Origin of the sequence: Rhizobium sp. M1, from assembly GCF_002531805.1 — a bacterium.
Lineage (GTDB): Bacteria > Pseudomonadota > Alphaproteobacteria > Rhizobiales > Rhizobiaceae > Rhizobium > Rhizobium etli_C.
On record NZ_NWSW01000044.1, the window covers coordinates 25,240 to 37,651 of the forward strand.

At 60.2% G+C, this 12,412-nt stretch carries 23 protein-coding genes and 1 pseudogene; all 24 read right to left on the minus strand.

Annotated elements, in window-relative coordinates; all coding sequences use genetic code 11:
• Positions 1-98: 98 nt before the first annotated feature.
• A complete protein-coding gene (locus tag CO655_RS29445) occupies positions 99-749 on the minus strand; it encodes an adenylate kinase (protein WP_097667660.1) in 651 nt (216 codons plus the stop codon).
• Positions 746-2,086: a preprotein translocase subunit SecY gene (gene secY / locus CO655_RS29450; protein WP_010031332.1), complete on the minus strand. Its 1,341-nt coding sequence runs from the start codon at positions 2,084-2,086 to the stop codon at positions 746-748. Before secY ends, CO655_RS29445 begins: the two co-directional genes overlap by 4 nt.
• Positions 2,087-2,321: 235 nt before the next feature.
• A complete protein-coding gene (gene rplO, locus CO655_RS29455; protein WP_010031333.1) occupies positions 2,322-2,798 on the minus strand; it encodes a 50S ribosomal protein L15 in 477 nt (158 codons plus the stop codon).
• Positions 2,799-2,814: 16 nt separating this feature from the next.
• Positions 2,815-3,024, minus strand: coding sequence for a 50S ribosomal protein L30 (rpmD, locus tag CO655_RS29460; RefSeq protein ID WP_003573781.1), 210 nt, complete (start codon positions 3,022-3,024; stop codon positions 2,815-2,817).
• A 13-nt stretch (positions 3,025-3,037) separates the two neighbouring features.
• On the minus strand, positions 3,038-3,607 hold the full coding sequence (rpsE, locus tag CO655_RS29465; RefSeq protein ID WP_003573784.1) for a 30S ribosomal protein S5: 570 nt from the start codon (positions 3,605-3,607) through the stop codon (positions 3,038-3,040).
• Positions 3,608-3,740: 133 nt separating this feature from the next.
• Entirely contained in the window at positions 3,741-4,103 is a 363-nt protein-coding gene (rplR, locus tag CO655_RS29470) for a 50S ribosomal protein L18 (RefSeq protein ID WP_097584703.1), read from the minus strand.
• A gap of 12 nt (positions 4,104-4,115) precedes the next feature.
• Positions 4,116-4,649, minus strand: a complete 534-nt coding sequence (gene rplF / locus CO655_RS29475) for a 50S ribosomal protein L6 (protein ID WP_008521309.1) — start codon at positions 4,647-4,649, stop codon at positions 4,116-4,118.
• A 42-nt stretch (positions 4,650-4,691) separates the two neighbouring features.
• Entirely contained in the window at positions 4,692-5,090 is a 399-nt protein-coding gene (gene rpsH, locus CO655_RS29480) for a 30S ribosomal protein S8 (protein ID WP_003547562.1), read from the minus strand.
• Positions 5,091-5,102: 12 nt separating this feature from the next.
• The gene (gene rpsN, locus CO655_RS29485) at positions 5,103-5,408 is read right to left on the minus strand and encodes a 30S ribosomal protein S14 (protein WP_003573787.1); all 306 of its coding nucleotides are present in this window, start codon (positions 5,406-5,408) and stop codon (positions 5,103-5,105) included.
• Between the two features lie 32 nt (positions 5,409-5,440).
• Positions 5,441-5,998 carry a 50S ribosomal protein L5 gene (gene rplE / locus CO655_RS29490; RefSeq protein ID WP_003573788.1) on the minus strand — a complete coding sequence of 186 codons (558 nt, stop codon included), beginning with the start codon at positions 5,996-5,998 and terminating at the stop codon, positions 5,441-5,443.
• Positions 5,991-6,299 (minus strand): 50S ribosomal protein L24, encoded by a 309-nt coding sequence (rplX, locus tag CO655_RS29495; protein WP_004674929.1) that lies wholly within the window; start codon positions 6,297-6,299, stop codon positions 5,991-5,993. The genes rplE and rplX overlap by 8 nt, the downstream gene beginning before the upstream one ends.
• Positions 6,300-6,311: 12 nt before the next feature.
• Positions 6,312-6,680, minus strand: coding sequence for a 50S ribosomal protein L14 (rplN, locus tag CO655_RS29500; RefSeq protein ID WP_003573790.1), 369 nt, complete (start codon positions 6,678-6,680; stop codon positions 6,312-6,314).
• A 262-nt stretch (positions 6,681-6,942) separates the two neighbouring features.
• Positions 6,943-7,182 carry a 30S ribosomal protein S17 gene (rpsQ, locus tag CO655_RS29505; RefSeq protein WP_004674926.1) on the minus strand — a complete coding sequence of 80 codons (240 nt, stop codon included), beginning with the start codon at positions 7,180-7,182 and terminating at the stop codon, positions 6,943-6,945.
• A gap of 12 nt (positions 7,183-7,194) precedes the next feature.
• Positions 7,195-7,395 carry a 50S ribosomal protein L29 gene (gene rpmC, locus CO655_RS29510; RefSeq protein ID WP_004674925.1) on the minus strand — a complete coding sequence of 67 codons (201 nt, stop codon included), beginning with the start codon at positions 7,393-7,395 and terminating at the stop codon, positions 7,195-7,197.
• An 11-nt stretch (positions 7,396-7,406) separates the two neighbouring features.
• Positions 7,407-7,820 (minus strand): 50S ribosomal protein L16, encoded by a 414-nt coding sequence (gene rplP, locus CO655_RS29515; RefSeq protein WP_003573792.1) that lies wholly within the window; start codon positions 7,818-7,820, stop codon positions 7,407-7,409.
• Between the two features lie 38 nt (positions 7,821-7,858).
• Positions 7,859-8,593, minus strand: a complete 735-nt coding sequence (gene rpsC / locus CO655_RS29520; RefSeq protein WP_003573793.1) for a 30S ribosomal protein S3 — start codon at positions 8,591-8,593, stop codon at positions 7,859-7,861.
• Positions 8,593-8,982 carry a 50S ribosomal protein L22 gene (gene rplV, locus CO655_RS29525; protein ID WP_004674922.1) on the minus strand — a complete coding sequence of 130 codons (390 nt, stop codon included), beginning with the start codon at positions 8,980-8,982 and terminating at the stop codon, positions 8,593-8,595. The genes rpsC and rplV overlap by 1 nt, the downstream gene beginning before the upstream one ends.
• Before the next feature lie 2 nt (positions 8,983-8,984).
• Positions 8,985-9,263: a 30S ribosomal protein S19 gene (gene rpsS / locus CO655_RS29530; RefSeq protein ID WP_003573797.1), complete on the minus strand. Its 279-nt coding sequence runs from the start codon at positions 9,261-9,263 to the stop codon at positions 8,985-8,987.
• Between the two features lie 15 nt (positions 9,264-9,278).
• On the minus strand, positions 9,279-10,115 hold the full coding sequence (gene rplB, locus CO655_RS29535) for a 50S ribosomal protein L2 (protein WP_097584701.1): 837 nt from the start codon (positions 10,113-10,115) through the stop codon (positions 9,279-9,281).
• Between the two features lie 11 nt (positions 10,116-10,126).
• Positions 10,127-10,420 carry a 50S ribosomal protein L23 gene (locus CO655_RS29540; RefSeq protein ID WP_003547550.1) on the minus strand — a complete coding sequence of 98 codons (294 nt, stop codon included), beginning with the start codon at positions 10,418-10,420 and terminating at the stop codon, positions 10,127-10,129.
• Positions 10,417-11,037, minus strand: a complete 621-nt coding sequence (gene rplD, locus CO655_RS29545) for a 50S ribosomal protein L4 (RefSeq protein WP_010028977.1) — start codon at positions 11,035-11,037, stop codon at positions 10,417-10,419. The genes CO655_RS29540 and rplD overlap by 4 nt, the downstream gene beginning before the upstream one ends.
• 13 nt (positions 11,038-11,050) lie before the next feature.
• Positions 11,051-11,692, minus strand: coding sequence for a 50S ribosomal protein L3 (rplC, locus tag CO655_RS29550; protein ID WP_004674916.1), 642 nt, complete (start codon positions 11,690-11,692; stop codon positions 11,051-11,053).
• Between the two features lie 33 nt (positions 11,693-11,725).
• Positions 11,726-12,034 (minus strand): 30S ribosomal protein S10, encoded by a 309-nt coding sequence (gene rpsJ / locus CO655_RS29555; protein ID WP_003547547.1) that lies wholly within the window; start codon positions 12,032-12,034, stop codon positions 11,726-11,728.
• Positions 12,035-12,338: 304 nt separating this feature from the next.
• Positions 12,339-12,412 (minus strand): annotated as a pseudogene (locus tag CO655_RS33645) (elongation factor Tu); the annotation flags it as partial.

A 12,412-nucleotide genomic window follows, 5' to 3' on the forward strand; every position in this document is an offset into this window, starting at 1 on the left:
AAATCCGCGCCGATCGCATGGAATGTCGCGAGTTGGCGCGGTGTTTAGCGGAATCAGTGCTGAAAAGCAACCGCTCCGCCAAGTTTATTTTCAAAGCCTTAAAGCTTGGAAAGAATGATTTCGACCTCGGCTGTCACCTGGTCGATCTCCGCCATGCCGTCGACGGACTTGAGTTTGCCCTTGGCATAGTAGTAGCCGATCAGCGGCGAGGTTTCCTTGTAGTAGACCTCGAGACGCTTGATCATCGTCTCGGCGTTGTCGTCAGGACGACGCTTGAAGTGAGTCGAACCGCACTTGTCGCACACGCCTTCCTCGACCGGAACCTTGTCCGTGTCATGATAGACAGTGCCGCACTGAGCGCAGGTGTAGCGGCCATCCACGCGGCGGACGAGCTCCTGGTCGTCGACGCGAAACTCGATAACCACCGAAAGGTCGAGTCCCTTGGCTTTGAGCATCGCCTCGGTGGCGTCCGCCTGGACCAACGTCCTCGGAAAGCCATCGAGAATGAAACCGTCGGCGCAATCGGGCTGATCGATTCGCTCGGAAACGATGGCGATGACGATCTCATCCGAGACAAGCTTGCCGGCGTCCATGACGGCCTTCGCCCGCTTGCCGACTTCCGTACCGGCATTGACCGCCGCACGCAGCATATCGCCCGTGGAAAGCTGCGGAATGCCGTGCTTTTCCACGATCCGCTGGGCTTGGGTTCCCTTACCCGCGCCCGGCGGCCCCAAAAGGATAAGTCTCATCGCCCCCTCTTTCCTCCACGCAGCTTCGATTTCTTGATCAGGCCTTCGTATTGCTGCGCGATCAGGTGACCCTGGATCTGTGCAACCGTATCAAGAGTTACGCTAACCACGATCAAAAGCGAAGTCCCACCAAGGGATAATGGAATGCCGGTTTGCGACACCAAGATCTCCGGAAGGATGCAGACGAAGACGAGATAGATCGCGCCGATCACCGTGATGCGGGTCAGCACGTAGTCGATATATTCGGCGGTGCGCTCACCCGGACGGATGCCGGGAATGAAGCCGCCGTGCTTCTTCAGATTGTCGGCCGTATCCTTCGGATTGAAGACGATGGCCGTGTAGAAGAAGGCGAAGAAGGCGATCAGTGCCGCGTAGAGCACCATGTAGAGCGGCTGACCATGGCCGAGCGCCGCAACGATCGACGTTGCCCAGGCCGGCATCGCGGTGGTGCTGGCAAAGCCCGCAATCGTTGCCGGCAGCAGCAGCAGCGACGACGCGAAAATCGCCGGGATGACGCCCGAGGTGTTGAGCTTCAGCGGCAGATGCGAGGTGTCGCCCTGGAACATGCGGTTGCCGACCTGGCGCTTCGGATACTGGATCAGCAGCCGGCGCTGCGCACGTTCGACGAAGACGATGACGCCGATGACGCCGATCGCGACGAGAATGACGAGCAGGATCAGCGGCGTCGACAGCGCGCCGGTGCGGCCAAGTTCGAGCGTGCCCGCCAGAGCCGAGGGAAGACCGGCGGCGATGCCGGCGAAGATGATCAGCGAAATGCCGTTGCCGATGCCGCGCGAGGTGATCTGCTCGCCGAGCCACATCAGGAACATCGTGCCGCCGAGCAGCGTCAGGACGGTGGAAACACGGAAGAACAAGCCCGGCTCGACGACGAGGCCCTGGCCACTCTCGAGACCGGCGGCGATGCCGTAAGCCTGCAACGCACCCAGAATGACGGTGCCGTAGCGGGTGTACTGGTTGATGATCTTGCGCCCCTGCTCGCCTTCCTTCTTCAGGTTTTCGAGCGCCGGCACGACCGAGGTCATCAGCTGCACGATGATCGAGGCGGAGATGTAAGGCATGATGCCGAGCGCGAAGATCGCCATGCGCTCGACGGCGCCGCCGGAGAACATGTTGAAAAGGCCGAGAATGCCGCCTGCCTGGCCGCGGAAAGCCTGGGCATAGGCTTCGGGATTGAGACCCGGAAGCGGAATATGGGTGCCGAGCCTGTAGACGAGGAGAGCTGCCAGTGTGAACCACAGGCGCTTCTTCAAATCCTCGGCTTTGGCAAAGGTCGAAAAATTGAGGTTGGATGCCAATTGTTCCGCTGCAGAAGCCATGCGATTCTCCGCGCTACCAATTCCGACCGTCTCTGGGGGATAGGCCGGCCCCGGAATCAGTATGAAAATTATTCAAAACCGGGCTTGGAACGGATTGCAGCGCAACCCCATGCCTCACCCTTGTTTCCAGTCTTACCGGCATGACGCGGGCGCGCCAGCCAACATTTTGTGAGGCCCACATATGGGAGCAAAATCGCCCGGTGTGAAGCACCCCGGGCGACATATCATCAGATTATTATTCGGCTGCAACAGGAGCCGAAAGCAGCGTCACGCTGCCGCCGGCCTTTTCGATCTTCTCGACGGCAGGCTTGGAAGCGCCTGCAACGACGATGGTGATCTTGGCCTTGAGCTCGCCGTCGGCGAGAACGCGGACGCCGTCCTTGGCGCGGCGGATAACGCCGGCTGCCTTGAGGGAGGCTGCGTCAACGGTGGCCTTCGCATCGAGCTTGCCGGCGTCGATCGCGGCCTGGATGCGGCCGAGCGACACGACGACGAAGTCGGAAGCGAAGATGTTGTTGAAGCCGCGCTTCGGCAGGCGACGATAGATCGGCATCTGGCCGCCTTCGAAGCCGTTGATGGCGACGCCGGAACGGGACTTCTGACCCTTCACACCGCGACCACCGGTCTTGCCCGAGCCCGAGCCGATACCGCGGCCGAGGCGCTTGCGGCTGTGGGTCGAGCCTTCGTTGTCCTTGATTTCATTGAGTTTCATGAGCGTTTCCTCCGTCTCACTTCTCGTCGACGACGCGAACGAGATGCTGGACAGCACGGATCATGCCACGAACCGAAGGAGTATCCTCCAGCGTGCGGCGACGGTGCATCTTGTTCAGTCCGAGACCGATCAGCGTGCGCTGCTGGACGTCCGGACGGCGAATCGGGCTGCCGACCTGTTCGATCGTGACAGTCTTCGCTTCAGCCTTCTTGGTAGCCTTGGCCATTGGTCAGCTCCTCTTATTCTTCAGAGGCGTTGCCGGAGGCGCTACGACGAGCCTGCAGCGTTGCATACTTGATGCCGCGCTGAGCTGCGATGTCCTTCGGGTGAACCTGGTGCTTCAGAGCGTCGAAGGTGGCGCGAACCATGTTGTAGGGGTTCGACGAACCGGTCGACTTGGCGACGACGTCGTGCATGCCGAGCGTTTCGAAAACGGCGCGCATCGGACCGCCGGCGATGATGCCGGTACCGACCTTGGCCGAGCGCAGCAGAACCTTGCCGGCGCCGTGGCGGCCATGAACGTCGTGATGCAGCGTACGGCCGTCACGCAGCGGTACGAAGATCAGTTCGCGCTTGGCGGCTTCGGTTGCCTTGCGGATGGCTTCCGGCACTTCGCGTGCCTTGCCATGGCCGAAGCCGACGCGGCCCTTCTGGTCGCCGACGACGACGAGTGCTGCGAAACCAAAACGACGGCCGCCCTTGACGACCTTGGCGACACGGTTGATCGCGACAAGCTTGTCGACGAATTCGCTATCGCGCTCTTCACGGCTCTGGCGGTCTTCCCGCTGCGGCCTTCTTTCCTGTGCCATTGTCCTCTTCCTTTTTCTTTTCCGGGTGCAATCGGCAAACAAATGTGGACCGCATCCGCCTCCCCTTTCTTGAGGAGTGCCTTGCGATCCGGCGAAAATCCGGCCGGCGCAAAAGCGTCCGGCCGGAAACTGATCAGAAGGTGAGACCGCCTTCGCGGGCTGCATCGGCAAGCGCCTTGATGCGGCCGTGATAGATGAAGGCGCCACGGTCGAACACGACCTCGGTGACGCCCGCCTTCGAAGCGCGCTCTGCAACGAGCTTACCGACGAGGGCAGCTGCTGCGGTGTCAGCACCGGTCTTCAGAGAACCGCGCAGATCCTTGTCGAGGGTCGATGCGGCAGCAAGCGTCTTGCCGGCCACATCATCGATGATCTGGGCATAGATGTTCTTCGAGGAGCGATGAACCGACAGGCGCGGACGGCCATTGGCCACCGACTTGATATGACGGCGCACGCGGTTGGCACGACGTGCAAGTGCTTCTTTCCTGCTAGCCATTTCGCGTGATCCTTACTTCTTCTTGCCTTCTTTGCGGACGATCCGCTCGTCAGCGTACTTGACGCCCTTACCCTTGTAAGGCTCGGGACCGCGATATTCGCGGATTTCGGCGGCGACCTGACCGACCTGCTGCTTATTGATGCCGGAGACAACAATTTCAGTCGGCTTCGGCACAGCGATCGTGATGCCGACCGGCGGCTCATAGATCACGTCGTGGCTGAAGCCGAGGGCCAACTGCAGGTTCTTGCCCTGCAGGGCGGCGCGGTAGCCGACGCCGTTGATTTCAAGCTTGCGCTCGAAGCCGTCCTTGACGCCCTTGAAAATGCCTTCGATCATCGTGCGGGACATGCCCCACTTCGAACGTGCATCTTTGGTCTGGTTCACGGGCGTCACAACGACCGCGTTGTTTTCGAGCTTGAGGCTGATTTCGTCGTTAGCAACGAAAAACAGCTCGCCCTTCGGGCCCTTTGCAGTGACCTTCTGGCCATCGACCGTAGCCGTGATCCCAGCAGGCACCTGAACGGGCTTTTTACCGATACGAGACATGTTTCAATCCTGTCTGTTCGCTATGGAGATCTTTGCCCGATCTTAGAAGACCGAGCAAAGAACCTCGCCGCCAACGTTCTGTTCGCGAGCCTGGTGATCGGCCATCACGCCCTTCGGAGTCGAAAGGATGGTGATGCCGAGGCCGTTCGCGACCTGCGGAATGGACTTGACCGAGACATAAACCCGGCGGCCCGGCTTGGACACACGGCCGATCTCGCGGATCACCGATGCGCCTTCATAATATTTCAGCTCGATGCTGAGTTCCGACTTGCCATTGCCGAAATCGACAACGGAATAGCCACGGATGTAGCCTTCGGACTGCAGGACATCGAGAACACGCGCACGGAGCTTGGACGCAGGCGTCGAGACCGACGACTTGCGGCGGGAAGCGCCGTTACGGATACGGGTGAGCATATCGCCCAACGGATCAGTCATTGTCATCTAACCTGCTCCTTACCAGCTCGACTTGACGATGCCCGGCACCTTGCCGAGATTGCCCAGTTCACGCAGCGCAATACGCGACATGCGCAGTTTGCGGTAATATGCGCGCGGACGCCCCGAAACTTCGCAACGGTTGCGAATACGGGTCTTCGATCCATCACGCGGCAGGGATGCCAGCTTGATCGAGGCCTTGAACCGCTCTTCGATCGGAAGAGCCTGGTTCATGATGATCGCCTTCAACGCAGCCCGCTTAGCGGCCTGGTTGGCGACCGTAGTACGGCGGCGCTTGTTCTTTTCAACTGCGCTTGTCTTCGCCATGTCAGGTTCCTTTTCTACGCTCGTCGTTACGGTTATTGACGGAACGGGAAGCTGAACTCTTTCAGAAGAGCCCGTGCTTCGTCGTCGGTCGTCGCCGTCGTGCAAACGATGATGTCCATGCCCCACATCTGATCAACCTTGTCGTAGTTGATCTCAGGGAACACAATGTGCTCCTTGATGCCCATGGCGAAGTTGCCACGGCCGTCAAAGCTCTTCGGGTTCAGGCCGCGGAAGTCGCGAACGCGCGGGAGCGCGATGTTCACGAGACGGTCCAGGAACTCGTACATGCGGGCGCCGCGCAGGGTGACCTTGGCGCCGATCGGCATCTGTTCGCGGACCTTGAAGCCTGCGATAGAGTTGCGTGCACGGGTGATGACCGGCTTCTGGCCGGCGATCGCTGCGAGGTCGGCGGCAGCTACCGTCGGCTTCTTCGAGTCAGCGGTCGCTTCGCCGACACCCATGTTGATCACGATCTTGTCGAGCTTCGGGATCATCATCTCGTTGGCGTAGGAGAACTGCTCCTGCATCGCCTTGCGGATGCGCTCGACATATTCCTTCTTGAGCCGCGGCTCGTACTTTGCCTCAGCCATCGATCACTTCTCCAGAACGCTTGGCCACGCGGACCTTTTTGCCGTCAACGACCTTGAAACCGACGCGGGTCGGCTTGCCGTCCTTGTCGACGATTGCAATGTTGGACAGGTGAACCGGGGCTTCCTTGTTGATGATGCCGGCTTCCTGGGTCTGCGTCTGGCGCTGGTGGCGCTTGACGACGTTGACGCCACGAACGACCGCACGATCTTCCTTCGGCATGACCTGAACGACTTCGCCGGTGCGGCCCTTGTCCTTGCCAGCGAGCATGACGACCTTGTCGCCTTTACGAATCTTCTGCATCGCTTCCGCTCCTTACAGTACTTCGGGAGCCAGCGAGATGATCTTCATGTGGTTCTTGGCGCGAAGTTCGCGCGGAACCGGTCCGAAGATACGGGTGCCGATCGGCTCTTTCTTGTTGTCGATGAGGACTGCTGCGTTGGTGTCGAAGCGGATGACCGAGCCATCCGGACGACGGATGTCCTTGGCGGTGCGAACGACAACCGCCTTCATCACGTCACCCTTCTTCACGCGGCCGCGCGGGATCGCTTCCTTGATCGAAACGACGATGACGTCGCCGATCGAGGCATACTTGCGCTTCGAGCCGCCCAGCACCTTGATGCACATGACACGACGTGCGCCGGAATTATCCGCGACGTCGAGGTTTGTTTGCATCTGAATCATATCAGGTCGCCTTCTTGGTTTACCGGAATGGTTGGGCCTGGGCCCCCTACTCCGGCTTATGAAAATGTTCGCCGGCCAACCTGCCGTAAGGCAAGCAGGAACGCGGCAATAGCTGAATAGCGCGGGGTCGATCGTGCCAGGGTGGTTTCCCGAACGGGACCTTCCGTGCGCTCAAAGCAAAAGAACGCCCGGCATTCGAGCGTTCTGACGCTGCTTCATACAGATATTTCGGCGAGACGCAAGGCCTCGCGCAAAATTCTGTTTACTTGCCCTGGGCGGCGATCACCGTCCAGCGCTTGTCCTTGGAGATCGGCGCGCATTCCTCGATGGATACGGTATCGCCGATCTTGTACTGGTTGTTTTCGTCGTGGGCCTTGTACTTCTTGGAACGACGAACGGTCTTCTGGAGCAGCGGGTGAGCGAAACGACGCTCGACGCGAACCACTACCGTCTTCTCGTTCTTGTCGCCAACGACGACGCCCTGCAGGATGCGCTTCGGCATATTTTTCTTCCTTTAGGCCTTAACTTCTGCCGCCTTCTGGCGGGCAATGGTTTTGACGCGGGCGATGTCCTTGCGGACTTCGTTGATGCGCGAGGACTTTTCGAGCTGGCCGGTCGCCTTCTGGAAGCGCAGGTTGAACTGCTCCTTCTTCAGCTTGGCAAGCTCGTCCTTGAGTTGGTCGGCGGTCAACGCGCGAACATCTGAGGCTTTCATGAGCTCAATCCTTACTCTGCAATGCGCTGTACGAAGCGCGTCTTGACCGAGAGCTTGGCAGAGCCGAGACGAAGCGCCTCACGGGCGATCTCTTCGCTGACGCCGTCGATCTCGAACATCATACGACCGGGCTTGACCTTGCATGCCCAGTACTCAACGGAGCCCTTACCTTTACCCATGCGGACTTCGGTCGGCTTTGCGGTTACCGGAACATCCGGGAACACGCGGATCCAAACACGGCCGGCGCGCTTCATGTAACGCGTGATCGCGCGGCGGGCCGCTTCGATTTCACGTGCGTTAACGCGGTTCGGCTCCTGAGCCTTCAGGCCGAATTCGCCGAAGGCAAGGTCGGAACCGCCCTTGGCTACGCCCTTGATGCGGCCCTTGAACTGCTTGCGGTACTTAGTACGCTTTGGCTGCAACATTTTCTTACTTCTCCGAGCTTATCTTTCGCCAGCGCTAATTACGCGTTGTCGCGTTCGCGGCGACGATCGCCACGGTCGCGTTCGCGGCTTGCCGGACCCTGTGCGTCGCCTTCCAGCGCGCGACGTTCGGAAGCCATCGGATCGTGCTCAAGGATTTCGCCCTTGAAGATCCAGACCTTGATGCCGCAGATACCGAATGCAGTTTCGGCTTCAGCCGTACCGTAGTCGATGTCAGCACGCAGGGTGTGCAGCGGAACGCGGCCTTCGCGGTACCATTCCGTACGAGCGATTTCCGCGCCGCCGAGACGGCCGGCGCAGGTGATCTTGATGCCTTCGGCGCCAAGACGCATCGCGGACTGAACGGCGCGCTTCATGGCGCGGCGGAAAGCCACGCGGCGCTCGAGCTGCTGGGCGATCGACTGAGCGACCAGCGTCGCGTCAACTTCGGGCTTGCGCACTTCGACGATGTTGAGGTGCGTTTCCGAGTTGGTCATATCCGACAGCTTCTTGCGGAGCTTGTCGATGTCGGCGCCCTTGCGGCCGATGATCAGGCCCGGACGTGCCGAGTGGATCGTGACGCGGCACTTCTTGTGCGGACGCTCGATGACCACCTTGGAGATCCCGGCCTGCTTCAGTTCGCTCATGACGAACTTGCGCATTTTCAGGTCTTCGTGCAGCAGCTGGCCGTACTCGGCATTGTCCGCGAACCAGCGGCTATCCCAGGTACGATTGATGCCGAGACGGAAACCGATCGGATTGATTTTCTGACCCATTATGCGGCCTCCTCTGCTGCCTGCACTTCACGAACGACGATCGTCAGGTGCGCGAAGGGCTTTTCGATGCGCGACGCGCGACCGCGGCCACGAGCGTGGAAGCGCTTCATGACGATCGACTTGCCGACATAGGCCTCGGCGACGACGAGTGCGTCGACGTCGAGATCGTGGTTGTTCTCGGCGTTGGCGATCGCGGATTCGAGCGTCTTCTTGACGGCGCCCGCGATGCGCTTGCGGGAGAACTCCAGCTCAGCGAGTGCACGCTCGACCTTCTTGCCGCGGATGGCCGCAGCAACCAGGTTGAGCTTCTGGGGGCTGACGCGGAGCGTGCGGGCGACTGCTTGCGCCTCGTTGTCCTTCAGCCGGCGTTCGGCTTTTGCCTTGCCCATTGTTACTTCCTCTTCGCCTTCTTGTCCGCGCCGTGACCGTAGTAGGTGCGGGTCGGAGAGAATTCACCGAATTTGTGGCCGACCATGTCTTCATTGACGCTGACCGGGATATGCTTGCTGCCGTTGTAGACGCCGAAGGTAAGACCGACGAACTGCGGCAGGATCGTGGAGCGACGGCTCCAGATCTTGATCACTTCTGCACGTCCGCCTTCACGAACCTTCTCAGCCTTCTTGAGAAGATAGCCGTCAACGAACGGACCTTTCCATACTGAACGAGCCATTGGAGACTTCCTCTCTTACTTCTTACGCTGATGACGCGAGCGCATGATCATCTTGTCGGTCGACTTGTTCGACCGGGTGCGCTTGCCCTTGGTCGGCTTGCCCCATGGTGTCACCGGATGGCGACCACCGGAGGTGCGGCCTTCACCACCGCCGTGCGGATGGTCGACCGGGTTCATGACGACACCGCGGTTATGCGGACGCTTGCCGCGCCAAACGGTACGACCGGCCTTGCCGTCGTTGATGTTGGCGTGGTCCGGGTTCGAGACGGCGCCGATCGAAGCGAGGCAGATGCCGCTGACCAGACGCTGTTCACCGGAGTTCAGGCGAAGGATCGCCATGCCCTGGTCACGACCGACGAGCTGCGCGTAGGAACCGGCGGAACGGGCGATCTGACCGCCCTTGCCCGGCTTCATTTCCACGTTGTGGATGATGGAGCCGACCGGGATGTACTGCAGCGGCATGGTGTTGCCGGGCTTGACGTCGACAGCCTTTTCCGAAGCGATGACCTTGTCGCCGGCAGCAAGACGCTGCGGAGCGATGATGTAGGCCTGTTCGCCGTCGGCATAGCTCACCAGCGCGATGAAAGCCGTGCGGTTCGGGTCGTATTCGATACGCTCGACCGTGCCTTCGACATCGAACTTGCGACGCTTGAAGTCGACCAGACGGTAGGTACGCTTGTGACCGCCGCCGATGAAGCGGGCAGTGATGCGGCCGAGGTTGTTACGACCGCCGCTCTTGCTCAGACCTTCCGTCAGCGCCTTGACCGGCTTGCCCTTGTAGAGCGAGGAGCGGTCCACGATGACCAGCTGACGCTGGCTCGGGGTCGTCGGATTGAATGTTTTCAATGCCATTTTCTTATTCCTCAGAGACCGGTGGAGACGTCGATCGTCTGGCCTTCAGCCAGCGTCACGACAGCCTTCTTCACGTCCTTCTGCTTGCCGACAAAACCGCGGAACCGCTTGGTCTTGCCCTTGCGCAGCAGAGTGTTGACGGCCGTGACCTTGACGCCGAACAGCGCCTCGACCGCAGCCTTGATTTCCGGCTTCGTCGCCTGCTTGGCGACATTGAAAACAACCTGGTTGTTCTCGGAGACCAGCGTGGACTTTTCGGTGATCGCCGGGGAGACGATCACATCGTAGTGGCGGAGATCGGTCACTTGAATCGCTCCTCTAGCGCTTCAACCGCAGCCTTGGAAAGCACGAGCTTGCCGCGGCGCACGATGTCGTAAACGTTGATGCCCTGGATCGGCAGAACATCGATGTTCGGGATGTTCTGAGCTGCGAGCTTGAAGTTGCCGTCAAGCTCTGCGCCGCCGATGAAAAGGGCGTTGGTCAGGCCGAGCGTCTCGAAAACGGACGCGAGAGCCTTGGTCTTGGCTTCGGCGGCGACCAGGTTGTCGATGACGATGACGTCATCGGCCTTGATCTTGGCCGAAAGGGCGTGGCGAAGGCCAAGCGCGCGAACCTTCTTGGGAAGGTCGTGCTCGTGGCTGCGGACAACCGGGCCGTGGGCCTTGCCGCCGCCGCGGAACTGCGGAGCGCGAGCCGAATGGTGACGAGCGCGGCCCGTACCCTTCTGCTTGTACATCTTGGCGCCGGTGCGCGAAACTTCAGCGCGGCCCTTTGCCTTGTGCGTGCCCTGCTGCTTCTTGGCAAGCTGCCAGCGGATGACGCGGGCGAGAATGTCTTCGCGGGGCTCGAGGCCGAAAATTTCGTCCGAAAGGGAAACCTTCCCGGCGTCTTTTCCCTCGAGGGTCTTGACGTTCAATTCCATTGATCTGGCTCCCTTACTTCGCGGCCGACTTGACGGCGTCGCGCACGATGATCCAGGCACCCTTGGAACCGGGAACAGCACCCTTGATCAGGATCAGACCACGATCTTCGTCGGTCGAAACCACTTCCAGGTTCTGCGTCGTGACGCGCGTCTGGCCCATGTGACCAGCCATCTTCTTGTTCTTGAAAACCTTGCCCGGATCCTGGCGCGAGCCGGTCGAACCGTGCGAGCGGTGCGAAACCGACACACCGTGCGTGGCACGCAGACCGCCGAAACCGTGGCGCTTCATGGCGCCGGCAAAACCCTTACCGATCGTCGTGCCCGTCACGTCGACGAGCTGACCGGCGGCAAAGTGACCTGCCTTGAGCTCGGTGCCGATCTCGAGCAGATTGTCTTCCGAGACGCGGAATTCTGCGAGCTTGGCCTTCGGCTCGACGTTGGCGACGGCAAAGTTGCCGCGCATCGCCTTCGACGTGTTCTTCACCTTCGCCTGGCCTGCACCGAGCTGAACTGCGGTATAGCCATTCTTTTCGACAGTGCGCGTGGCAACGACCTGGCAGCCGTCCATACGCAGTACCGTTACCGGGACATGCTCGCCGGCGTCGTTGTAGACGCGGGTCATTCCCACCTTCTGTGCAATCACACCTGAACGCATCGGTTCAATCCTTCCAACTCAGCTCGAGCAAGCTCAGAGCTTGATCTCAACATCGACACCGGCGGCGAGATCGAGCTTCATCAGCGCGTCTACCGTCTGCGGGGTCGGGTCTACGATGTCGAGGAGGCGCTTATGCGTGCGCATCTCGAACTGTTCGCGGCTCTTCTTGTCGATGTGCGGGGACCGGTTGACCGTAAACTTCTCGATGCGGGTCGGAAGCGGAACGGGGCCCCGGACGCTTGCACCGGTGCGCTTCGCCGTCGACACGATCTCGCGCGTAGAAGCATCGAGAATCCGGTGATCGAACGCCTTCAGGCGAATGCGGATATTTTGGCCGTTCATTCGACGTTATCCTTGTGTTTGTTTTCCACATGTCTTTGGACAAGACACGGGTTGTTCTTTCTTCCTAAGGCGGACCACCGGTTTCAAAGATCGAGAGGGCGCCGAAGCGGAACCCTATCCAGTCTTCAGGGCCTTCTAGCCCACCTTAATTGGTTGTTTAGTCGCCGCTTCGTTATCCGAAGCAGCACGCAAATCGCGCTCGCGCGCCATTTGCTATATTTCTGTGTAATAAGCAAGCGGCTTGCGCCGCCTGCTTCATAATAATGTCATCGAATCGGCCACTCCGCCGGAGCGGCCGAAGGAATTACTCGACGATCGAGGCGACGATACCGGCGCCGACCGTGCGGCCGCCTTCGCGGATGGCGAAGCGCAGCTTTT